At 75.5% G+C, this 21,174-nt stretch carries 22 protein-coding genes; 5 read left to right on the top strand and 17 right to left on the bottom strand.

Features of this window, described 5'->3' with window-relative positions; translation table 11 throughout:
• The first annotated feature begins 57 nt into the window (after positions 1-57).
• Entirely contained in the window at positions 58-1,380 is a 1,323-nt protein-coding gene (locus tag TK50_RS28750) for an FAD-dependent oxidoreductase (protein WP_043968649.1), read from the top strand.
• 19 nt (positions 1,381-1,399) lie between these two features.
• Here the strand turns inward: TK50_RS28750 and TK50_RS28745 are convergent, their stop codons facing one another.
• From TK50_RS28745 to TK50_RS28715, 7 genes are all read right to left on the bottom strand, one after another.
• Positions 1,400-2,599: an alpha/beta hydrolase-fold protein gene (locus tag TK50_RS28745; protein ID WP_144420427.1), complete on the bottom strand. Its 1,200-nt coding sequence runs from the start codon at positions 2,597-2,599 to the stop codon at positions 1,400-1,402.
• 260 nt (positions 2,600-2,859) lie between these two features.
• Entirely contained in the window at positions 2,860-4,125 is a 1,266-nt protein-coding gene (locus TK50_RS28740) for a hypothetical protein (protein WP_043968648.1), read from the bottom strand.
• The gene (locus TK50_RS28735) at positions 4,122-5,279 is read right to left on the bottom strand and encodes a ThiF family adenylyltransferase (protein WP_199486168.1); all 1,158 of its coding nucleotides are present in this window, start codon (positions 5,277-5,279) and stop codon (positions 4,122-4,124) included. The genes TK50_RS28740 and TK50_RS28735 overlap by 4 nt, the downstream gene beginning before the upstream one ends.
• A 135-nt stretch (positions 5,280-5,414) precedes the next feature.
• Positions 5,415-5,687, bottom strand: a complete 273-nt coding sequence (locus tag TK50_RS28730; RefSeq protein WP_043968643.1) for a DUF6510 family protein — start codon at positions 5,685-5,687, stop codon at positions 5,415-5,417.
• A 19-nt stretch (positions 5,688-5,706) separates the two neighbouring features.
• Complete coding sequence (locus TK50_RS28725) at positions 5,707-6,453, bottom strand: ferredoxin reductase (RefSeq protein WP_229406846.1); 747 nt, start codon at positions 6,451-6,453, stop codon at positions 5,707-5,709.
• Positions 6,450-7,040 (bottom strand): sulfite oxidase-like oxidoreductase, encoded by a 591-nt coding sequence (locus TK50_RS28720; RefSeq protein ID WP_199486167.1) that lies wholly within the window; start codon positions 7,038-7,040, stop codon positions 6,450-6,452. Before TK50_RS28720 ends, TK50_RS28725 begins: the two co-directional genes overlap by 4 nt.
• A 76-nt stretch (positions 7,041-7,116) precedes the next feature.
• The gene (locus TK50_RS28715; RefSeq protein WP_043968637.1) at positions 7,117-8,136 is read right to left on the bottom strand and encodes a TerC/Alx family metal homeostasis membrane protein; all 1,020 of its coding nucleotides are present in this window, start codon (positions 8,134-8,136) and stop codon (positions 7,117-7,119) included.
• A 260-nt stretch (positions 8,137-8,396) separates the two neighbouring features.
• Between TK50_RS28715 and TK50_RS28710 the strand changes: the two genes are divergently transcribed.
• Positions 8,397-9,596 (top strand): CaiB/BaiF CoA transferase family protein, encoded by a 1,200-nt coding sequence (locus TK50_RS28710; RefSeq protein ID WP_043968636.1) that lies wholly within the window; start codon positions 8,397-8,399, stop codon positions 9,594-9,596.
• A 68-nt stretch (positions 9,597-9,664) separates the two neighbouring features.
• Here the strand turns inward: TK50_RS28710 and TK50_RS28705 are convergent, their stop codons facing one another.
• Positions 9,665-10,078: a DUF2267 domain-containing protein gene (locus TK50_RS28705; RefSeq protein ID WP_043968634.1), complete on the bottom strand. Its 414-nt coding sequence runs from the start codon at positions 10,076-10,078 to the stop codon at positions 9,665-9,667.
• A gap of 186 nt (positions 10,079-10,264) precedes the next feature.
• Here TK50_RS28705 and TK50_RS28700 point away from each other — a divergent pair, with 186 nt between their 5' ends.
• Both TK50_RS28700 and TK50_RS28695 read left to right on the top strand, forming a co-directional pair.
• Positions 10,265-10,534, top strand: a complete 270-nt coding sequence (locus TK50_RS28700; protein ID WP_043968632.1) for a DUF2795 domain-containing protein — start codon at positions 10,265-10,267, stop codon at positions 10,532-10,534.
• A gap of 38 nt (positions 10,535-10,572) precedes the next feature.
• A complete protein-coding gene (locus TK50_RS28695) occupies positions 10,573-11,220 on the top strand; it encodes a DUF1345 domain-containing protein (protein WP_043968630.1) in 648 nt (215 codons plus the stop codon).
• Between the two features lie 215 nt (positions 11,221-11,435).
• Here the strand turns inward: TK50_RS28695 and TK50_RS28690 are convergent, their stop codons facing one another.
• From TK50_RS28690 to TK50_RS28650, 9 genes are all read right to left on the bottom strand, one after another.
• A complete protein-coding gene (locus TK50_RS28690) occupies positions 11,436-12,098 on the bottom strand; it encodes a hypothetical protein (RefSeq protein WP_043968628.1) in 663 nt (220 codons plus the stop codon).
• 66 nt (positions 12,099-12,164) lie between these two features.
• On the bottom strand, positions 12,165-13,136 hold the full coding sequence (locus tag TK50_RS28685; RefSeq protein WP_043968627.1) for a pirin family protein: 972 nt from the start codon (positions 13,134-13,136) through the stop codon (positions 12,165-12,167).
• Between the two features lie 15 nt (positions 13,137-13,151).
• Complete coding sequence (locus tag TK50_RS28680; protein WP_229406842.1) at positions 13,152-14,006, bottom strand: hypothetical protein; 855 nt, start codon at positions 14,004-14,006, stop codon at positions 13,152-13,154.
• Between the two features lie 267 nt (positions 14,007-14,273).
• Positions 14,274-14,876, bottom strand: coding sequence for a hypothetical protein (locus TK50_RS28675; RefSeq protein ID WP_043968626.1), 603 nt, complete (start codon positions 14,874-14,876; stop codon positions 14,274-14,276).
• 557 nt (positions 14,877-15,433) lie between these two features.
• On the bottom strand, positions 15,434-16,294 hold the full coding sequence (locus TK50_RS28670; RefSeq protein ID WP_043968624.1) for a DedA family protein: 861 nt from the start codon (positions 16,292-16,294) through the stop codon (positions 15,434-15,436).
• A 119-nt stretch (positions 16,295-16,413) separates the two neighbouring features.
• Entirely contained in the window at positions 16,414-17,943 is a 1,530-nt protein-coding gene (locus tag TK50_RS28665; RefSeq protein WP_043969519.1) for a serine/threonine-protein kinase, read from the bottom strand.
• Positions 17,944-18,022: 79 nt separating this feature from the next.
• Positions 18,023-18,871, bottom strand: a complete 849-nt coding sequence (locus TK50_RS28660) for an SAM-dependent methyltransferase (protein ID WP_043968621.1) — start codon at positions 18,869-18,871, stop codon at positions 18,023-18,025.
• Between the two features lie 110 nt (positions 18,872-18,981).
• The gene (locus TK50_RS28655) at positions 18,982-19,815 is read right to left on the bottom strand and encodes a helix-turn-helix domain-containing protein (RefSeq protein WP_043969518.1); all 834 of its coding nucleotides are present in this window, start codon (positions 19,813-19,815) and stop codon (positions 18,982-18,984) included.
• Between the two features lie 198 nt (positions 19,816-20,013).
• A complete protein-coding gene (locus tag TK50_RS28650) occupies positions 20,014-20,253 on the bottom strand; it encodes a DUF397 domain-containing protein (protein WP_043968620.1) in 240 nt (79 codons plus the stop codon).
• Positions 20,254-20,516: 263 nt separating this feature from the next.
• On the opposite strand from TK50_RS28650, the gene TK50_RS28645 reads away from it, so the two are divergent.
• Entirely contained in the window at positions 20,517-21,167 is a 651-nt protein-coding gene (locus TK50_RS28645) for a GGDEF domain-containing protein (protein WP_043968618.1), read from the top strand.
• Positions 21,168-21,174 lie beyond the last annotated feature (7 nt).

Here is a 21,174-nt window from a genome sequence, read left to right as displayed (position 1 = left end):
GGCCGGTTGCGCAACCTCGGAGAGGACGACCCGCCCCGGGCCGCCTACCGTCGCAGCATGAGCCGAGCGGGCAACGCCGTGGTGCTGGGCGCCAGCATGGCCGGGCTGGTCGCCGCCCGGGTGCTCAGCGAGGCGTACGACAGCGTCACTCTCGTCGACCGCGACGCGCTGCCCGACGCGGTCGCGCACCGGCGCGGGGTGCCCCAGTCGCGGCAGCTGCACGTGCTGCTGGCCCGGGGCCGGGCGGCGCTCGACGAGCTGTTCGACGGCCTCAGCGACGAGCTGCACGCCGCCGGTGCGCCCCTGGTCGACCTCAACGGGCAGGTGCACTGGTGCAACGACGGCTACCTGATGCGCCGGTCCGCGTCCGACCTGGTCGGGGTGGGCGTGAGCCGCCCCTTGCTGGAGCGCACGGTGCGGGCCCGGGTGGAGAGGCTGGCCAACGTCCGCTTCCGCCCGCCCGCGGAGGCGACCGCCCTGTGCGGCTCCGACGACCGTCGCCGGGTCACCGGGGTCCTGCTGACGCCGCGCGGCGGGGCGGCGTACCGGCTCGACGCCGACCTGGTGGTCGACGCCTGCGGCCGGGCGTCGCGCAGCCCCACCTGGCTGGCCGCGCTCGGCTACCCGGCCCCGGCCGAGCAGCGGGTCGCCGTCGACGTCACCTACGTCACCCGCACCTACGAGCGGGACCCCCGCCACCTCGACGGCCTGCTCGGCGCGTTGACCAACGCCGTACCGGGACGCCCGCGCACCGGGATCGTCGCCGCGCAGGAGGACGGCCGCTTCGCGGTGGCGCTGAGCGGCGTGCTCGGTGAGCAGCCGCCCCTGGACGACGAGGGCTACGCCCGGTTCGCCGAGTCGCTGGGCCAGCCGCTGATCAGCCAGGTGGTGCGCGAGGCCACCCCGGTGGGCGGGCCGGCGCTGATGCGCTACCCGGCGAGCGTGCGGCGGCGCTACGAGCGGCTGCGCCGCTTCCCCGACGGGTACCTGGTGTTCGGCGACGCGCTGTGCAGCTTCAACCCCGTCTACGGTCAGGGCATGACGGTCGCGGCCGGCGAGGGGCTGCTGCTGCGGCGGCTGCTGGCCGGCGACCGGCGTCGGTTGTGGCGGCGGTTCTTCCGCGGCGCCGGCCGGCTGATCGACGGGCCGTGGTCCATCGCGGTCGGCACGGACCTGCGGTTCCCCGAAGTGGCCGGGCCCCGCACGCCGCGGGTCCGGCTCGTCAACGCGTACGTGCACCGGCTGCACGCGGCGGCGCGCACCGACGCGGTCCTGGGCACCGCGTTCCTGCGGGTGCTCAACCTCGTCGACCCGCCGCACCGGCTGCTGCGGCCGGCGATCGTCGCCCGGGTGCTGCGGGGTGGCGCCCGGGCCGGGTGAGCGTCAGGCCGGCTGGGCGTCAGGGCCCGCCGAGGACGGCGAGCAGCCCCTCGGCGAAGGTGCGCCGCCAGTTGACGTAGTCGTGCCCGCCCCGGTATTCGGCGTAGGCCACCTGGTGGCCGCGCGCGACCAGCAGGTCCCGGAACCGGCGGTTGACGGAGAGCTGGTCGACCTGCCCGGGGCGGGGCCAGGTGTTCTCCCGGTCCCCCACGTCCAGGTAGAACCGCACGGGCGCGGCGGGCCAGCCGGCGTACGCGCGGGTCAGCCACTCCCGCTCGTCGGGCTGCGGCGACGCCGGCCACCAGAAGCTGCCGGACTGGGCGATCACCGCGCCGAACGCCCCGGGGGCGGCCAGCGCCACGTACGCGGCGGCGAGCCCGCCCAGCGACGAGCCCGCGATGACCCGCCGGGCGGGGTCGTCGGTGACCGCCCAGCGCCGCCGGGCCCAGGGCAGCAGCTCCCGGGTGACGAACGCGCGCAGCGCGGCCGACGGGCGCAGCTCGGCCATCCGGCGCGCCCCGCTGGGGGCCGAGACGAACAGCGCCAGGGTCGGCGGGATCCGCCCGGCGGCGATGAGGTTGTCCAGCGTCGCGGGCACCCGCAGCAGCGCCCGGGACAGGTAGCCGTCGAAGACCACCAGCAGGGGCAGCGGCCCGGCGGCCGGGACCGCCGGCCGGTAGACCGCGACGCGTCGCCGGCCGCCCCACGCGGCGGTGCGCACGCCCGTGCTCAGCACGGTGCCCCGGGGCACGCCGGGGCGGTGCCGGATCCACGGCTCGTCGGGGGCCTTCGGCAGCTCCAGCAGGGACGCCCACAGCTCCCGGTCGTTGGGGTCGGCGGGGTCGGCGGGCAACCGGAACGGGTGGTGGTTGAGCACGTCGAGGTGGGTGGGGCCCCGGCCGGTGGGGTCGGTCGGCAGCTCCGGCGAGCCGTGCCGCAGGAAGTAGATGGTGCGCAGGTCGACCGGCAGCCGCTGGGATCCGTGCCACAGGTCGGTGCCCGGGACGCGGCGCAGCGTCAGGTCGATGCCCCAGCCGGTGGTGGTCTGGGCCGCCTCGCCCCGCCACAGGAAGGTCACCAGGGCGCTGTCGCCGTCGACCCGCTCGATCAGGGGCGTGCCCCGGGCGGCGACCTCCCGCCAGAAGTCGGCGAGCACCTGCGCGCCGCCGGCGCGCAGGTCGTGCAGCAGGCGGGCGATGCGGGGGCTGGTCTCCGGCACGGCTGGTCCCTGTCTTTCTGGTCGATCGGGTCGGAGGGGCGGGTGGTGGCTCAGGGCGTCGGCTCGGGTCGGGGGGCCGGTAGCGGGGGCGGGGGCGGGCGCGGCGGCGGGGCGGCCGACGGCAGCCGTCGCCGCCGCGCCGCCGACACCGGCACGCCGACGGCGCGCCGGCGGGGCCCCGGCTCAGTTGCCGCTGGGGTTGCTCGCACTGGTCGTCTCCACCTTGTCCAGCTTCCGGATGACGATCTGCTCCACGTCTCTCACCTCCCTCCCGTCGACTCGTGACCGGCCATCCCCGCCACCGCCTGCGGCCCGGCCCGGCGGGCGCGGCGACGGGCGCGCAGCCGCCGCCCGTGCCGCCGCCACCACGCCCAGCCCCACACCGCCCAGGAGCCGCCGAACACGGCGGCGGTGACGGCGGCGTCGAACCGGTCGACCGGGTCGCCGCCCGGGCGCAGGCCGCCGGCGGCGTCGACGAGCAGCGCGAGGGTGAACGGCACGGTGACGGTGGCGGCCACGGCGAGGCACGCGGCGGTGCCGACGACCAGCAGCAGCGCGTACCAGCGGACGGCCCGGCGTTCCCGGGCGGGCAGCGCCAGGCTCGGGTCGACGCCGGGCCGGCGGGCCGCCCGCCGCAGCCACCACCGGGCGTACGCGGCGCCGTCGGCGTAGAGGTTGCGCGCGCCCGCCACGTCCTGCAGGACGAAGTAGACGTCGGTGCGCATGAAGACGAGGAACTGCACCGGCAGCGGCAGCACGGCGAGCAGCAGCACCACGGCGGCGGCCCGGTCGACCGGGGTGCCCGGCGCGGCGGCGGCCCGGACGAGCACGGCCACGGACGCGACGACGACGTTGACCGCCATGCCGGCGAGGTAGACGGTGAGCCGGGCCGACCGGGGCGCGGCCCAGATGCCGCTCACGTCGGTCTGGGCGACCAGGAACTGCAGCCGGGTGCCCAGCCCCAGCCGGCCCGGCACCCCGTGGGCCCGCGCGGTCAGCAGGTGCGCCAGCTCGTGCAGCAGGACGATCGACCAGGCGACGGCCGCGTTGCCGGCCAGCACGAGGCTGGCGTGCGGGCTCCAGAGCAGGTCGCGGTGGCTCGGCAGGACGCCGGGGGTCAGCAGCGCCGTCACCGCGGCGGCCCCGGTCACCGCCAGCACCGCGACGGCGACGGGGCGGGCGACGAGCCACCGCACGTGCCGCGGGCGCAGCCGGGGCAGGGTCGGCGCGGGCACCGGCGCGCCGGGCACCGGCCGGCCGTCGACGGCGGCGACGAAGCCCAGCCCGACCAGGTCGCGGACGAAACCGGCGACGTCGATCTCGCGCCCCCGCTCGGCGCGCAGCCGCCGGTGGGTCTCGTCGATGCTGTGCCCCGCCCCGAGCAGCCGCAGGGCGGCCGCCGCGATCTCCGGCACGGCGACGAAGTCACCGGTGTCGACCCGCCCGACGATCCAGTCGTCGCCGTCGGGGCGGCTGCGCAGCTCGTGCAGCAGGACCCGGCAGGAGCCGGCCACCTCGACGCTCACCGGCGCTGCGCCCGGCCGGTGGCGACCACCGCGTCGACCTGCTCGCCGCCGCAGCCGGCCGGGCAGCGCGGGTGCGGCGGGTGGGCGATGAGGAAGTGCTGGTCGGCGGCGACCAGGTTGATCCCTTGGAGCTGGCCGGGGCGCACGGCCGGCACGCCGGTGAGCAGCGCCGACGCCAGGTGGGCGGCGAGGTGACCGGAGAGCCCGGCGGAGGCGGCGCTGACGGCGCTGCTGCTCTCCCGCTCCACCGTGTACTCGGCGGCCGGGTCGTCGCGGCGGCGCTTGTCGTGCTCGGCCAGCCAGAAGCACTCGTAGCAGGGCCCGAGCCCGGGCAGGTAGGCCGCCGCCGTCACCACCGGCCCGTGGTAGCCGGCGTCGACCCACGGGGTGCCGGTGTCCAGGCAGACCCGGTTGGCCCAGGCCCGGATGGCGCCCGGCCGGTCGGCGCAGAGCACCAGCACGTCGCGGTCGGCGACCAGCCGCCGCAGGTCGGCCGGCCCGCGCACCTCCGCCCGCTCGCCGGTGACCTCGATGTCGGAGTTGAGCCGGCGCAGCCGGGCGACGGCGGCGTCCACCTTGGGCCGGCCGATGTCGTCCTCGACGTACACGGTCTGTCGGTTGAGGTTGGACAGCTCGACCACGTCGGGGTCGACGCAGTGCAGCCGCCCCACGCCGCTCGCGGCGAGGGCGAGCGCGACGGCCCCGCCGGTGCCGCCCAGCCCGACGACGACCGCCCGGGCCCGCTTCAGGGCGACCTGCGGCTCCCAGGAGGTGGCGCGCGGGACCAGGTCGATCCACCGGTGGAAGCGGCGGCTGCGGTCGTAGCGTTCCCGGTCTCGGTCGGTGAGCTCCGGCGGGTCGGGGGCCGCCGCGTCGTCGAGGTAGCCGGCGGCGGCGAACTGGTCCAGCGCGGCCCGCACCGCCCGCGCCGTCTCGGTGGGGTGCGCGGCGAGGACCCGGGCGACGATCTCCTCGGCGCTGCGGGTGCCGTCGGCGGCGCGCAGCGTCGTCCAGATCGCGCCGGTGGTGTCGAGCACCTCGGCGGCGATGCCGTAGACCGAGCCACCGATGCGGACCCGCCCGCCGGGCAGCCGGTGCAGACCGTGCTCGGGTTTCACCTGCGGATACCACCCGGACGTGATGAGTGAAGCCATCGATCCTCGCCCCCGTACGGCAGATCGCTGTCTTGGCGATCAGCGTGGCGGACGGCGACGGCGAATGCAACACCCTGTGCCCGAATGGCTACCGGGCGGTAGAACCGCGCTGCCCACGGGCCGGCGCGGGTCTGGCTAGGCCGGCGGCAGCGGCACCTGGAGGAAGGTGGTCCCGCGCAGGTCCAGCCAGGCCCGATCGGGCCCGCGCACCAGGCGCAGCATCACCTCGGCGCAGGCCGGGCAGCGGGCCACCAGGCCGGGCGCGTGGGAGTAGACCCGCAGGCCCGCCATCGGGCCGGTCGCGCCGCACGACGCGCAGCGCCCGGTGGCCCCGCTGACGTCCACCGCGAAGACCTCCCGCAGCGGGCCGTCGAGCATGTTGCCGTCCAGGTAGGACATGTCGGTCATGGGGTCTCCTCGTCGGCGGTCAGCCGGTGGGGCCGAAGCGTTCGGTGCGGACGCGGCGCGGCGGGTGGCCCAGCCCCACCAGCAGGTCCGCCACCGTCTCCACGAAACCGGTCGGGCCGCAGACGTAGCACAGCGGCTCCAGCTCGGCCGGCCAGCCGTGGGTGTTCACGTCGGCCAGCCCGATGCGGTGCGGCTCGCCCCGCCAGCCGTCCGGGGCGGCGCGGGTGTAGACGTACGCCACGTCGAGGCCCCGGTCGTCGCGGGCCCGGCGGCGCAGCTCGTCGGCGTAGATCACGTCGGCCTGCGTGCGCGCTGAGTAGATCAGCCGGAACGGGGCCCGGCTGCCGGCGGCGCGGCGCGCGCGGACCATCGCCATCAGCGGCACCACGCCCGAGCCGCCGGCGACCAGCAGCACCGGCGCCGTCTCCGTCGGCCGCCACACGAACCACCCGCCGACCGGGCCGCGCACCTCCACCGGGTCGCCGGTCGCCCAGGTGTCGATGAGGTACGGCGAGACCTCCCCGTCGGGCACGCGCTGCACGGTCAGCGCGACGCGGTCGCCCTCGGCGGGCCCGGCGAGGGAGTACGACCGGGCGGCCTGGTAGCCGTCGGGGGCGGTGAGCCGGACGTCGACGTGCTGGCCGGGCAGGTGGCCGGGCCAGCCGGGGACGTCGAGCACGAGGGTCTGCGCGGTCGGCGTCTCGGTGCGGCGTTCGACGAGCCGGGCCACCCGCCAGCCCAGCGGGGCGGCCAGCGGGGCGCTCAATCGCCGGCGTAGCGCTGCTCGCGCCACGGGTCGCCGTAGTCGTGGTAGCCGGCGGTCTCCCAGAAGCCGGGGGTGTCGGTGACGCCGAGCCGGATGCCGCGCACCCATTTCGCGGACTTCCACAGGTAGAGGTGGGGCACCAGCAGCCGGGCCGGTCCGCCGTGCTCGGCGGGCAGGTCCCGGCCGTCGTAGCCGTGCACCACCCAGGCGCGTCCGCCGCGCAGGTCGGCCAGCGGCAGGTTCGTGGTGTACCCGCCGTAGGAGTGGACCAGCGCGTACGCCGCGTCGGTGTCGACGCCGTCGAGCAGCACGTCGAGCGAGACGCCCTGCCAGGTGGTGCCGAGCTTGGACCAGCGGGTCACGCAGTGGATGTCGACCGTCGGGGTCTCCTGCGGCAGGGCGGTGAACTCGGCCCACGTCCAGCGGTGTTCCGCGCCGGTCTCGGTGGTGACGACGAGCTCCCAGGCGTCCGGCCGCACCCGCGGCGTCGGGCCGGCGGAGAGCACCGGGAAGTCCTCGGTGAGGTATTGCCCGGGCGGCAGGGCCGGCCCCGCGGAGCGGCGCCGGCCCTGGAAGCCTGGTGACACGATTCCCACCCGTCAGTCGTACCACCTGTGGGAGTACGGCGGTACCGTTCGCCCGGACCGACGTGCGCCCGCGCGGTCAGTGCCGGTCGGCGACGACCTCCTTGTCGCCCGGCGAGGCGTGGCGGGTGGCCCGGAGGCTGGTGAGCGTGACGACGACCAGCACGCCGATGATCACGCCGAGCGAGGCCAGGGTCGGGATCTCCGGCACGCCGGACCAGATGCCGTGCGCCCAGTGCAGGCAGAGCTTGACGCCGATGAAGGCGAGGATGATCGCCAGGCCGTAGCTGAGGTGCACGAGCCGGCTGAGCGCGGCGTGCAGCACGAAGTAGAGCGCCCGCAGCCCGAGCAGTGCGAAGGCGTTGGTGGCGAAGACCAGGTACGGGTCCTCGGTGATGCCGTAGACGGCCGGCACCGAGTCGACGGCGAAGACCACGTCGGTGGCGAGGACCGCAACCACCACGAGCGCGAGGGGGGTGAGCGCCCGGCGGCCGTTCAGCCGGACGGTCATCTTCGTGCCCTGGTATTCGTCGACGACCGGCATGAACCTGCGCAGCAGCTTCACCGACCGCATCTTGTTGATGTCCACCTCCTGCTCGTGGCCGGAGAGGGCGTCGCGGAGCAGCTTGACGGCGGTGGCGATCAGGATGACGGCGAAGAGCAGGAAGGCGAAGTCCAGGGTCTGCAGCGCCGCCGCGCCGAGGGCGATGAAGACGGCACGCAGCACCAGCGCCCCGGCGATGCCGTAGAGCAGCACGCGCTGGGCGAGCACGGCCGGCACGGCGAACGCGGCCAGCAGCAGCATGAAGACGAAGAGGTTGTCGACCGAGAGCGACTTCTCCACCAGGTAACCGGTGAGGTATTCCACGCCCTGCTGGGAGCCGTAGCGCGACCAGATCCACGCGCCGAAGGCGAGCGGGAGGGCGACGTAGAACGCCGACCAGCCGAGCGCCTCCCTGATCGACACCTCGTGCGGACGGCGGGTGACGAGGAAGTCCAGCACGAGCAGCGCGAGCACCCCGGCGATGGTCACCGCCCAGAGGGTGGGGGTGCCGATCGAGGACAGCGCGCCGGCAGCAAGAAGGGATGATTCGGTCATATGGGTCTCCTCGAACACCGTGTCATGTTCGAGGTCTCCTTCACCCACGATTCCGTGGGCAACCACCCGAGGCGCGCCCGGGGCACGCCGTACTGACCGGAATGGTTCGTGGGAAGTACTCCCCTCGTGGGACCAAGGTTAGGCCAGTCCCGGGCGACTCGCCAAGCCGACACCAACCTGTCACCAGGGGTGATGCCCTGGTGGCTGTGGCGGTCCGTGCGGCCTGTCCCGGGACGCCCGCGCGCGCCTATGGTGTCCGGGTGAGCGAGCGCGCGCACCACCCCGACGCGGACCCGGCGGCCGGCGGCCCGGTCGGCCCCCTCACCGGGGTACGCGTGATCGAACTGGCCGGCATCGGGCCCGGCCCGTTCGCCGCGATGATGCTGGCCGACCTGGGCGCCGACGTGATCCGGGTGGACCGGGCCACCGACGTCGACCCGGCCGCCTTCGGCACCCCGCACCCGGACCTGCTCAACCGGGGCCGCCGCTCCATCGCCGTGGACCTCAAGTCGGCCGGGGGCCGGGAGGCGGTGCGGGCCCTGGCCGGCGGCGCGGACGCGCTGATCGAGGGTTTCCGCCCCGGGGTGACCGAACGCCTGGGCCTCGGCCCCGCCGACTGCCTCGCGGCCAACCCCCGCCTGGTGTACGGGCGGATGACCGGCTGGGGGCAGGACGGCCCGCTGGCCCCGTACGCCGGGCACGACATCGACTACCTGGCGCTGACCGGGGCGCTGCACGGCGTCGGCCGGGCCGGGGAGCGCCCGGTGCCGCCGATGAACCTGCTCGGCGACTTCGGCGGCGGCGGGATGATGCTGGCCCTGGGCGTCGTCGCCGCCCTGTACGCCGTCCGCGCCGGCGCGCCGGGCCAGGTCGTCGACGCGGCCATCGTGGACGGCGTCTCGGTGCTCACCACGATGATCCACTCGCTGCGCGGGGTCGGCAGGTGGCAGGACCCGCGCGGGGTGAACCTGCTCGACGGCGGCGCGCCGTTCTACGACACGTACGAGTGCGCCGACGGCCGGCACCTCGCGGTCGGCGCCCTGGAGCCCCGCTTCTACGACGAGCTGGTGCGCCGCACCGGGTTCCCGCTGCCCGGCGACGACGCGCCGGAGCGCACCGACCCGGCGAACTGGCCGGCCCTGCGGGCCGCGTGGGCGCGGCTGTTCCGCACCCGCACCCGCGACGAGTGGACGGCCCTGCTCGGCGACTCGGACGCCTGCGTCGCGCCGGTGCTCGACTGGCGGGAGGCCCCGCGGCATCCGCACCTGACGGCCCGGCGGGTGTTCGTGGAGCACGCCGGTGCGACCCAGCCGGCCCCGGCGCCCCGGTTCTCCGGCACGCCGACGGCCCTGCGCCGGCCGCCCCCGCACCCCGGCGAGCACACCGACGAGATCCTGGCGGAGGCCGGCTTCGCCGCCGACCGGATCGCCGCCCTGCGCGCCGCCGGCGCGGTCGCCTGAGGTGCAAGGAAGGGCCCCCGTCAACGGATTCTGTTGTGCAGGGGTCCTTTCCTCACCACGCCGGTCGGTCAGGGCCGGCGCGGGACGGCCGCGCCCGGGGCGAGCGCCGGCTCCACCATGTCCCGGTAGTCGCGCGGCATCTGCACCACGATGTCGTCGAACTCCCCACCGGTCACCGCCTCGCGCAGCGTGGTGAACACCGCCCGGACGGCCTCCCGGGCGGCCCGCTCGTCGAGCCCGGCCCGCTGGCCGACCCGGGCGACGAACTCGGCCGCGCCGAACCGGTCGGCGGCCTCGGTGTCCGGGCTGGGCCGCAGGACCAGCTGCAACGGCTTCGGCAGCTGCGCCGCGAGGTCGAGCACCTCGCCGCCGGTCAACCGCTCGGCGAGCGTCTCCAGCGTGGCCCGGGTCAGCTCGACGGCCCGCTCGCCGGGGACCCGCGCCCGCAGGGCCACCTGGTCGACGAAGGTGTCGTAGTTCATGACGGCGCTCCTTCCGCTGCCTCGGGCCGGTCGCGCCCGCAGGAGGGGGTCGCGTACCCGCCGGACGGGGGTGGAAACGGCGGCCGGGCGGGGACGATCGCAGGCCCCCGCGCGGGCGTGGGCGGCCGCACGGTGGGTAACCGCCGCCGGTCGGGAACCCCGATCGCGGCGACGAGGAGCGCACCCATGGCGAGCTACGACGACGTCCTGCAGTACCTGTCCAGCCTCGACTACCCGGCGGACAAGGCCGACGTGGTCCGCGAGGCGGAACGGGAGGGCGCCCCGCCGGACGTGCTGCGCGCCCTGCGGGCCCTGCCCCCCGTGGACTACGCCAACGGCACCGAGGTGGCCCGGTCCGCCGGCATCGAGGCCGCCCCCGAGGCCGGCCCGGCGCGGCGGGCGGCGCAGGCCCGGGAGCCGCACACCCGGGTCTCGCAGCACCTGCGGCGCATCTGACCGCCCGCCGGCGGCGCGGGCGAGTGGGTACGCGGCCGGTGCGGCGCGCGGACGGCCACCTCCCGGCGGCGGCACAGCTGCTCGTGATGGCGCTGGTCGGGCTGCTGGCCGGCGGCCTGTTCGCGCTCGTCGGCTCGCCGCGGCTCGGCCCGCTCGTCGGCTGGGACGCGGCGACGCTGAGCTGGCTGGTGCTGGTGTGGCGCACGCTGTGGCCGCTGGACGGCGAGGGCACCGCCCGGCTCGCCGGCCGGGAGGACCCGAGCCGCGCCGTGCGCGACGTGCTGCTGCTGGTCGCCTGCCTCGCCAGCCTGCTGGCGGTGGCGGTCGTGCTGCTGTACGCGCACAGCGCCCCGCCGGGGCCCCGCCGCGACGCGTACGGCGGGCTGGGCGTGGTGAGCGTGCTGCTGTCCTGGCTGGTGGTGCACACCGTCCACACCGCTCGGTACGCGCGGATCTACTACACGGGGCCCGACGGTGGAGTGGTGTTCCACCAGCGGGAGCGCCCCCGCTACTCGGACTTCGCCTACCTGGCGTTCACCGTGGGGATGACCTTCCAGGTCTCCGACACGAACCTGACCAGCAACGAGATGCGCACCACCGTGCTGCGGCACTCGCTGCTGTCGTACCTGTTCGGGGCGGTGATCATCGCCGCGACGGTGAACCTGGTGGCGGGGCTGGCCAGGTGACCAGGCTGGCCCGACAGACGGGCGCCCCGGGCCGCGAACCGCGACCCGGGGCGCCACGCAGAACCTGTGCCCCGGCGGTGAACGCGGCCCGAACCGGACCGCACCGCCGGGCGGCCACTCCCACCCGATGAGGCCGGGAGTCAACTGCCGAGATCATCCTACCGGCACCATCGTCCGAACGGTCAGTTCTCGGGAAAACTGTGGGCCAGCGCACCTCAGGTGAGCTCGGCGTACCGCTGCTCCAGGTCCACCCGGGCGAGCGCGCCGACCAGCCAGGCGAGCCGCTCCGACTCGCCGCCGCCCGCCAGGACCGCCAGGTCGGCCGCCGACCCGCCCAGCCCCAGCCGGCGGGCCGCCGCCAGCGCCCGGCGGTCCGCCACCGGGGCCACCTCCCGCCACAACGCCTGCGCCTCACGCAGGAACAACGCCACCGCCTCGCCGTCGACGCCCGGCAACCCGGCCAGCAGCGTCCGCTCGACGGCCGGGTCGTGGTGGGCCGCCCCACGCAGCCGGCGCAGGTCGCCCCGGTAGCGCTCCACGACGGTACGGGCGAGGTCGCCGAGACCGTCGGCGAGCGCGTCGACGTCGCCGCGCACCCCGGCCCCGCGCAACACGCGCACCCGGTCGGCGTGCAGCGACCGGGCCAGCCGGGCGGCGCTGTCCCAACCGGAGTCACGCAGCGCCGCCGCGGCGGCCACGGCGCACCGGAAGTCACCCCGGCGGGCCAGCAGGACCGACAGGGTGAGCAACTGGAACAGGCTGGACGGGTTGTTGGTGACCCGGAAGCCGTACTGCTCGGCGAAACCGCGCCCGTCGCCCGCCAGGCGGCGTACCAGGCGCTTCTTGTCCTCGATGTTGGAGATCGCGGTGGTCGGCATGCCCGCGACTACCCGCGTCGCCGCCGGCCACGCCTGGCGGCCGGCGGTGGGGTGGGCGGCACCGGCTCAGCGCAGGATCTCGCCGTGCCGGGTGCGGGCCAGCAGCCGGGTGGTCGGCAGGGCGGGCGCCGGCAGCGGCGGGGCCGCGTCGTCCGCCACCACCCCGAAGCGGCGGCCCGCCGTCCAGTCCTCGCGCGCCGCGGCGATCTCCTCGTGCGACCGGCCGACGAAGTTCCACCACATCACCAGCGGCTCCTCGAACGGCTCCCCGCCGAGCAGCAGCAGGCGGCTGCCCGGGGCGGCGGCCAGGGTCAGGCTCTCCCGTCCCAGGCCGAGATAGAGCAGCGCGCCCGGCTCCACCGACACGTCACCCACCTCGGCGGCACCGGACATCGCCAGCAGCGCGTACTCGAAGTCGCGGCGCAGCGGCAGCCGGGCCGGCGCCGCGCCCCGGGCGGTGAGCTGCGCGCCGAGCAGTGGGGTGTGCACGACGGCCGGGGAACGCTCCCCGCCCAGCTCGCCTACCAGCAGCGTGACGTCGGTGTCCCCGTCGCGCCACACCGGCAGGTCCTCGTGGTGGGCGAAGCCCGGCCCACCGGCCCGCGCCGGGTCCGGCAGGGCCACCCACAGCTGCACCCCGTGCATCACCGGCGGATGCTGCGCCGGCGACCGCTCCGAGTGCGCGATGCCGTGGCCGGAGGTCATCACGTTGAGTTGCCCCGGGCGGATCGGCTGCACGTTGCCGAGGCTGTCCCGGTGCACGATCTCCCCGTCGAGCAGCCAGGTCACCGTCTGCAGGCCGGTGTGCGGGTGGGGCGGCACCTCCATGCCGGGCCGCTGCGCGACGTCGTCCGGGCCGAAGTGGTCGACGAAGCACCAGGCCCCGACCATCCGCCGCTGGCGCTGCGGCAGCAGCCGACGCACCGTCGTGTAGCGGCCGAGCGGCACGTCGTGGCCCGGCAGCAGCACGCTGCCCGGGTCGGCGGGCGCCACGCCCGGCGGGCGGGTCTGCGCCGGCAGAGATTCCGTACGATCCACCGCCCGACTGTACGCTCAGGCCCCCTCGACGGTCACCGTGTTGGCCCCGGCCACCATGTCGACGTACACCCGGTCGGCCCGGCGGTCCCAGTCCGGCGAGCTGATCACCGCGCCGGCCGCCACCCCCTGACGGTGCCGGTCGTAGACGGTGACCGCGCCCGCGCCGGCACCCGAACGGACCCGCGTCGGCAGCGCCCCGGGCACCCGGACCACCAGCTGGTTGATCCCGCCGGTCAGCCGCACCGTCAGCGTGCCGACGACCCGGGGCAGGCGCAGGTCGACGCGGGTGGCCCCGGCGGCCAGCTCCAGCCCGGCGAGCCGCCCCCGGGTCAGGTCCAGCACCTGCTCGGTCACCCCGCCGGCCAGCCGCAGCCGCCAGGTCACCCGGGAGTTCAACACGACCTCCGCGACGGCCGGGCCGCGCCGCCCGCTCGGCGCCATCCGCAGCCGCAGCCGGTCGCCGACGAGCTCCGGCCGGGGATCCACCCCACCGTCGGCGGGGCTGGCGATCCGGTACAGGTCCTCGCCGAGGTCGTCGATCCGCAGGTCGAACGTGGTCAGCCCGTCGACCAGCTCGAAACTCGCCCGGGTCCGCCCGGCCAGGGGCGCGGTGAGCACCCGGCCGTCCGCCGACGCTCCCCCGCCGCCGGGCTCGGCCGCCAGCGGCACCGTCGACCCGACGTCCGGCCGACCCCCGGAGAACGCCACCCCCAGCCGGTCCGGGTTGGCCAGGGTCACCGCCACCGCGCCCGCGCCCAACGCCAGCACCACGACCGCGGCGGCGACCATGAGGCGTACGCCGCGCGGCCAGGCCGGGGCGGGCGGCTCCGGGACAGGGTCCCCGGTCACCTCGACGACCGGTGCGGGCACCGGAGGAGCGACCCCCGGGCGGCGGTACGCGTCATGCTCCGAACCCGGCATGTGCTCCCCTTTCGCGGTCCCCGCCAGGCAGTACGTACCCGACCCGGGTTCGGATCAGTCCGCCCCTCGGCTTGCAGGGAAGGGCACCTTGTCAACGCTTTCTGTAGAGGAAGGGCCCCTTGTTGACACCCCGCTGGGCGGGGCCGCCGGGGGCCGGGGACGCCACCGGCCGGGCCCCTGTTGTCGGGGCCCGGCCGGTGGCGTCTGTTCGCTGGGTCAGCTGTTGTTCCAGTGCTGGGTGACGAGGTCGGCGGCCTGCTGCTCCCACTGCGCGTAGGCGTCGGGGTAGGCGGAGACCTGGACGGTCTGGGCGGCGTCGGTCAGGGGCATGTCGTGCCAGCCGTCGACCTGTCGCAGGCCCTTGAGGAACGCGGTGGTGGCGTACTGCGGGTCGGTGATCTGCTCCGGCGAACCCCAGCCGCTGGAGGGGCGTTGCTGGAACAGGCCGAGGGAGACGTGGTCGTTGCGGTCGCCGAGGTGGCCGAGGTTCTGCAGCTTCGATTCCTGCAGGGCTGTGCCGATGGAGAGGACCGCGGCGCGTTCGTCGAGGCCGGTCTTCTTGGTGGCGGCGATGATGGCCTTGGCGTTGGCGGTCTGCTCGGCGTCGAGGTCGATGCGCGACTGCGTGCCCTGCACACCGTGCGGGATCAGCTTCCCGGCGTCCACGGTCTTGTCGGCCTGCACGGCGGCGACGGGCCGCGCGTCAACAGTGCCGGTGCCGGTGGTGGTGGCGTGGTGGAGGGGGCCGGCGGCGAGGCCACCGGCGAACGCGAGTCCGGCGATGCCGAGGACGCTCTTACGCAGGATGGTCGTGTTCATGAGGGTGACTCCTATCGGGGGGTCGACACCGGCCCGTCAGGGGTGGGCGGGTGTGAGCACCACGTCGAGGCGCCCGAACAACGAACAAAGGGGGAAAGAAGAAGAAGGAGGAGGGGGCGGCTGCCGTGCGGCGCCGGGTCCGGGTGTAACGACCGGCGACCCGTCCCCATTCCCCGGGGCCTGATGCCGAGGCGGCCGGCACGCCGCGGGGCGGACCGGGCGTCGGTGAGGCAGGCGCGTCGGGTGAGCCAGCACGCGAGCGGCCCGGGGCCTGCCGGAACGGGGGATCCGGGGTGCTGCTGCGGTCGTCCGTCAGGTGTAACGCCCCCGCCCCGGCCAGGATTCCGACCCGCGGGTGCCGCCCGTCACCACCCCGACCCCGGCCCGGCCCGGCTCGACCCACCCCGCCCCACACGCGCCCCGCCGGGTCGGACAAACCGCCCATTCCGGTGGAGGGGTGACGGGATGCCGGGCAGATGGGGGTATCAACGGCGCGGGATACCCCCATGTCACCGACATGAAGTCGATCAACCGGGCGGGCGGGACGCGCCGACCCGTCAGTGCTCAGGCCCGCCGCGCCAGGAGCCGCTGCGGTAGACCGTTCCCCGGTACTCCCCCGTGCCGCGTTCCGACCCGGCCGGCAGCACCTGATCGGCACCGGCGGACGGCCCCTGCGCAGACGCGCCGTCGGCGGACACACCGCCCAGGGACGGGCCATCGACGGACGGGGAGGCCGGGGCGTCCCGCCGCGCGGCGCGGGACCGGCGTACCCGGGTGGCGACGAACCACGCGACCGCCAGCGCGGACACGGCGATGACCACGTTCTGGAACGTGCCGACGTAGGACTCGACCACGTGCCAGTTCTCGCCGAGCAGGTAGCCCGCCATGACGAAGACCGTGTTCCAGATGAGGCTGCCCAGCGTCGTGTACAGCAGGAACGTCAGGACCGGCATCCGCTCCACGCCGGCCGGGATCGAGATGAGACTCCGGAACACCGGGATCATCCGGCCGAAGAACACCGCCTTGACGCCGTGCCGGAGGAACCACGCCTCCGTGCGGTCGACGTCCTCGAGCTTGACCAGCGGCAGCTTGGCGGCGATGGCCCGCATCCGGTCCCGGCCCAGCATGGCGCCGATCCAGTAGAGCGCCAGCGCGCCGACCACCGAGCCGAGGGTGGTCCAGCCGATCGCCCCGACCAGGCTCATCCGTCCCTGGCTGGCGACGAATCCGGCCAGCGGCAGGATCACCTCGCTGGGGATGGGCGGGAAGAGGTTCTCCAGCGCGACCGCCAGCCCGGCGCCGGGGCCACCCAGCCGTTCGACCAGGCCCGTGACGAATCCGACCGGTCCGTCGGACCCGGGTTCGGGACCGGCGGCGACCGTACGAGGGAAGGGCAGGAGCGGCTGCGTGCTGATCATCCGACAACGTTAGTGACCGTTCCCGCCGGCTGCCACGCCCCGGGCCGGCGGGCCGGGGGCGGGCAAGGCGGGCAGCGGGCAGGCCGTACATCGTGGATGGTCCGTGTCGGTGCGGCCCGTCAGCCCGCCGCGTCGCCGCGCGCCCCCGGGAAGCCGGTGAGCAGCTCCCGCAGCCGGGCGGCGGTCTCCGCGCCGATCCGGTCGCGCTCGATCGCCTCGGCGATGTCCTCGCGCAGCTCCCGCAGGTGCTTGGCCCGGTCCTTGAGCTTGCCCCGGTTCAGCTCGGCGACCTCCTCGCGCAGCTCGTCGGCGGTCTTGCGGTCGATGTCGCCGCGCGCCTGCGCCTCGTCGACCAGGGCGGTGAACTCGGCGGCGAGCTGGCGCAACGTGACCGGCCGCGATCGTGCGGTCGTCGGCGGGGCGGCGGCCGACGGGGGCGGTTCGGCCTTGCGCCCGTCGGCGGGCGTGACGGTTGCGGGCGCCCCGGCCGGCGGGGCCGGGGCATCGTCGTCGAGGGCGAGCAGCGCGACCACGCCGACGAGCAGCGCCAACCCTGCGGCGACGAGGACGCCGAGCAGGCGGTTGCCCTGGCCCGGGCCGCGCGGCGCGCGCCGGACGGGCTCGGCCACCGGACGGGGCTCAGCCACCGGAACGGACGACCGCCCGGGGCGGGCGGGAGACGCCCACGGCCCCGCGCGATCGACCAGGGTCGGCGGGTGCTCCGGGGGCGGCGAGGCGGCGGGCCGGGTCGGGGCCGAGGCGGCAGGCCGGATTCCGGCCGGGGATTCGGCGGCCGGCGTCGCGCCGAGCCGGCGGGCCAGGTGGGCGGCGGTGGGTCGCCGGGCCGGGTCGGCGCTCAGACAGGCGAGGGTGAGCGCGGCGACGTCCGGGGGCAGCCCGGGGACGCGCAGCGGCGGGGCCTGCCGGCGCTGCGCGTGCGCCTCGATGGCGTCCTCCCAGGTCTGCACAGGCAGCGGGGCCCGGCCGGCGAGGGCGCGGTAGAGCAGGGCCCCGAGGGCGTACACGTCGCTGGCGGGGTTCGGCGGCCCGGGGTCGAACCGCTCGGGGGCGAAGTAGGCGGGGGTGCCCATCATCGGCTCGTCGCCCGGCCCGACGCGAGGCTGGTGCGGACCCGTGCGGGGCTGGTGCGGCCCGGCCGGGGCGGCGATGCCGAAGTCGAGCACCTTCGCGCCACTCTCGGTGAGCATGATGTTGGCGGGCTTGATGTCGCGGTGCACCACGCCGATGCGGTGCGCGGCGGCGAGCGCGGCGGCGACCTGACCGGCCAGCCGGACGGCGTCGGGCCAGGGCAGCGGGCCGGCGGCGAGCCGGTCGGCGAGGCTGCGCCCCTCGACCAGTTCCATCACCAGGTACGGCACCACCGTCCCGCCGCCGAGGACCGCCTCGCCGTAGTCGTACACCTGGGTGACGTGCGGGTGGGTGAGCCGGGCGGCGGCGCGGGCCTCGCGCTGCAGGGTGGCGCGCAGGTGCGGGTCGGCGGCGAGCTGGGCCGCGAGCGCCTTGACCGCGACGGGACGGTGCAGGACCTCGTCGTCGGCGCGCCACACCTCGGACATTCCGCCGAGGCCGATGCGCTCGCGCAGGACGTAGCGGTCGTGCAGCCGCAGGGTGGGCGTGAACGGCGACATGGTGGTCCAGTCTGCCTGCCGGCCGGCGCCGGGCACCAGTCGCGGTGGCCGGCGCCGGGGCCGGGCCGGTGGCGGTGGGTCAGGGCTTGCGGGCCACGGCCCCGTACATGCTGACGTCGACCACCGAGGGCCGGGGCTGCGGCTCCCGCTCGGCGCGCCACTGGGCGATCGAGGCGATGCCCGGGTCGACGAGCTCCAGCCCGGCGAAGAAGCCGGCGAACTCCTCCCGGCTGCGCAGGCTGATCACGTCGCGCGAGCTGCCGGTCCGCGTCGCCACCCTGGATTCCTGCGCCACCTGCTCGGGCAGGTGGTCGTAGGTGGCGTGCGAGGCGGCCAGGTAGCTGCCGGGGGGCAGCGCGTCCAGCAACCGACGGACCACCGCGTACGGGTCGTCGGGGTCGGGCAGGAAGTGCAGGATCGCGACCAGCATCAGCGCCACCGGCTGCCCCAGGTCGATGGTGCGGAGCAGGTCGGGGTGGCGCAGGATCTTCTCCGGGTCCCGCAGGTCGGCGTCGATGTAGGCGGTGGCGCCCTCGGGCGAGCTGGTCAGCAGCGCCCGGGCGTGGGCGAGCACGATGGGGTCGTTGTCGACGTACACCACCCGGGCCTGCGGGTCGGCGGCCTGGGCGACCTCGTGGGTGTTGTCGGCGGTGGGGATGCCGGTGCCGATGTCGAGGAACTGCCGGACGCCGGCCTCGCGGGCGAGGTAACCGACGGTTCGCTTGAGGAAGCGGCGGTTCTCCAGGGCGGCGGTGCGGATGGTCGGGAAGGCCGCGGCCATCGCGTCGCCGGAGTCCCGGTCGGCCTGGAAGTTGTCCTTGCCGCCCAGCAGGTAGTTGTAGCGGCGGGCGGGATGCGCCACCGAGGTGTCGATCCGGTCGCTGGGGTGGGCGGGACCGGTCGAGGTGCCGGGGGCATCGGTGGTCAAGGGGTGCCTCCATGGCTCTGCGCTGACCTGTTACGCCGGCGTCCGTCCACTGTCGCCGATGTCGACCATCGTAGAGGCAGCGCGCGCCGCCGCCCCGACCAGGGAACCCGCTATCCCGGGTAGAGCTCGTCGCGCAGCCGGGTGAGGAGTTCCGGGGTGCGCTCCGGGGGCTCGGCCTCGACGCAGAGCCGTTCCATGGCCGCCGCGTAGTAGTCGAGGTCCTCGCGCTTGTCGAGGTAGATCGCGCTGGTGAGCTGCTCGATGTAGACGATGTCGGGCAGGTCCTGGTCGCCGAAGCGCAGGATGGTGAACGCGCCGCCGGCCGCGGCGTGGCCGCCCGCGTCGAACGGGATGATCTGCAACCGCACGTGCGGCGCCCGGGTCGCCTCGATCAGGGCGGTGAGCTGGTCGCGCATGACCTGGGGGCCGCCGATCGGCCGGCGCAGCGCCGCCTCGTCCACGACGGCCCACAGTTGCGGCGGCCGCGGGCGACGGAGCAGCTCCTGGCGCTGCATGCGCAGGCCCACCCGGCGGTCGATCTCGTCCGCCCCGGCCCCACGGTGACCGAGCAGGACGACGGCCCGGGCGTACTCCGGGGTCTGGAGCAGGCCCGGCACGAACTGCACCTCGTAGCTGCGGATCAGCGCGGCGGCCGCCTCCAGGCCCAGGTAGGACTGGAACCACGACGGCAGCACGTCGCCGTAGCGGTGCCACCAGCCGGGGCTGTTGGCGTCGCGGGCGAGCTTGAGCAGGGCCTCCCGCTCGGTGGTGTCGGTGACCCCGTAGAGGCTGAGCAGGTCGGCGACGTCGCGCTCCTTGAAGCCGACCCGCCCGAGCTCCATCCGGCTGATCTTCGACTCGGAGGCCCGGATCTCCCAGCCGGCGCCCTCCCGGGTCACCCCGCTGGCCTCCCGCAGGCGGCGCAGCTGCGCGCCGAGCAGCATGCGCAGCACGGTTGGGCCGGTGGCCGGGCCACCTTCCGTGGGAACCATCGTCACGCGCCGACCTCCGCTTGCTGCCTTCGTCGCACCGGGCCCCACCCCGGCCGACGTGTAAGCATGCCATGAACCGACAGTGAGGTGAACCCGGCCGGTCGGCGTTTCGGTCCCGTTGACGGGACGCAGCCGAGGGGTGACCCAGGGTCAGCCGATCAGGTGGTCGAAGTCGCCGTCCCTGGCGCCGAGGACGAAGGCCGCGATCTCGTCGATCGTGTAGATCAGCGCCGGACCGTCGGGGTAGCGGGAGTTACGGACGGCGATGCCGGCGCCACCGGGAAGCTCGGCGAGTTCGACGCAGTTGCCGCTGGGATTGCTCCGTCGACTCTTCATCCAGGTCAACGGGGGGAGCTGTGCAGTGGGAACGCCGTTGCGGGGCTGCTGCATGGGGCATCTTTCTTGTCAAGAGCCTGCCGATGCCGCGGGAGGAGCGGTGTGCTGGCGAGGGGTCGGGGCTTACGACGGGATTTGCTGCACGTGCATCTGCTATTGCATCTGCACCGGACAGCGAGCATGATAGCCCAACGAGGGTGTACCTAGGTGTTCACTTTGGGTTACCTCACCTGGGGCTGCACCAGGGAAAACAGGAGTCCCCACGGGCACCTGGCCGGCACGGCCGGGCGCGTGGGCAGACGCGGTGAGGAGGGTTCGTGCCGGATCCGTTGACCATCGCGTCCGGCATCTCGGCCGCCGGAGCCCTGGTCTCCGCATGGCAACTGCGCCGCCGGGCCATGCTCGCCGAGGCGGAGATCGAGCACCTCCAGGCCGAGCTGGCCGCCGAACGGCACGCCGCCAGCCACGACCCGCTCACCGGGCTGCCCAACCGGCGCGCCTTCTTCCGGCTGGCCGCGACCCTGCTCACCGACACCGCCGGCCAGCCACTGATCGCCATCGTGCTGGACCTGGACGACTTCAAGCAGGTCAACGACCGCTACGGGCACGCCGCCGGGGACCAGGTGCTGGTCAGCGTGGCCGAACGGCTGGCCGCCTTCGCCGGGGACAACCTCGTGGCCCGCCTCGGCGGCGACGAGTTCGCGGGTCTGCTGGTCACCCCGACCGTCGACCGACGGTGGATCGAGCACGCCTCCCGCCGGCTCTGCGAGTCACTCGCCGCGCCGATCCCCCTCGGCGGCCTGAGCCTGCGGGTCACCGCCTCCGTCGGGCTCGCCCCGGTCACCTGCCCGACCCAGCTCACCGAGGCGCTCGACCGCGCCGACGCGGCGATGTACCGGGCGAAGAGCGTCGGCACCTCCCGCTCCGCCCGCCAGCTCGTCGACAGCGCGCGCCTCGCCGAGTGCTGACGCCCGG

The sequence above is a fragment of the Micromonospora haikouensis genome (assembly GCF_000876225.1).
Taxonomy (GTDB): domain Bacteria; phylum Actinomycetota; class Actinomycetes; order Mycobacteriales; family Micromonosporaceae; genus Micromonospora; species Micromonospora haikouensis.
This window is presented reverse-complemented; position numbering and strand designations above follow the sequence as displayed.

Bases quoted from the DNA above. Each gene is read 5' to 3' on its own strand.
- TK50_RS28750 (WP_043968649.1), top strand. From the start codon at position 58: ATGAGCCGAGCGGGCAACGCCGTGGTGCTGGGCGCCAGCATGGCCGGG.
- TK50_RS28735 (WP_199486168.1), bottom strand. From the start codon at position 5,279: ATGGCTTCACTCATCACGTCCGGGTGGTATCCGCAGGTGAAACCCGAG.
- TK50_RS28730 (WP_043968643.1), bottom strand. From the start codon at position 5,687: ATGACCGACATGTCCTACCTGGACGGCAACATGCTCGACGGCCCGCTG.
- TK50_RS28715 (WP_043968637.1), bottom strand. From the start codon at position 8,136: ATGACCGAATCATCCCTTCTTGCTGCCGGCGCGCTGTCCTCGATCGGC.
- TK50_RS28705 (WP_043968634.1), bottom strand. From the start codon at position 10,078: ATGAACTACGACACCTTCGTCGACCAGGTGGCCCTGCGGGCGCGGGTC.
- TK50_RS28700 (WP_043968632.1), top strand. From the start codon at position 10,265: ATGGCGAGCTACGACGACGTCCTGCAGTACCTGTCCAGCCTCGACTAC.
- TK50_RS28690 (WP_043968628.1), bottom strand. From the start codon at position 12,098: ATGCCGACCACCGCGATCTCCAACATCGAGGACAAGAAGCGCCTGGTA.
- TK50_RS28675 (WP_043968626.1), bottom strand. From the start codon at position 14,876: ATGAACACGACCATCCTGCGTAAGAGCGTCCTCGGCATCGCCGGACTC.
- TK50_RS28670 (WP_043968624.1), bottom strand. From the start codon at position 16,294: ATGATCAGCACGCAGCCGCTCCTGCCCTTCCCTCGTACGGTCGCCGCC.
- TK50_RS28665 (WP_043969519.1), bottom strand. From the start codon at position 17,943: ATGTCGCCGTTCACGCCCACCCTGCGGCTGCACGACCGCTACGTCCTG.
- TK50_RS28655 (WP_043969518.1), bottom strand. From the start codon at position 19,815: ATGCTGCTCGGCGCGCAGCTGCGCCGCCTGCGGGAGGCCAGCGGGGTG.
- TK50_RS28650 (WP_043968620.1), bottom strand. From the start codon at position 20,253: ATGCAGCAGCCCCGCAACGGCGTTCCCACTGCACAGCTCCCCCCGTTG.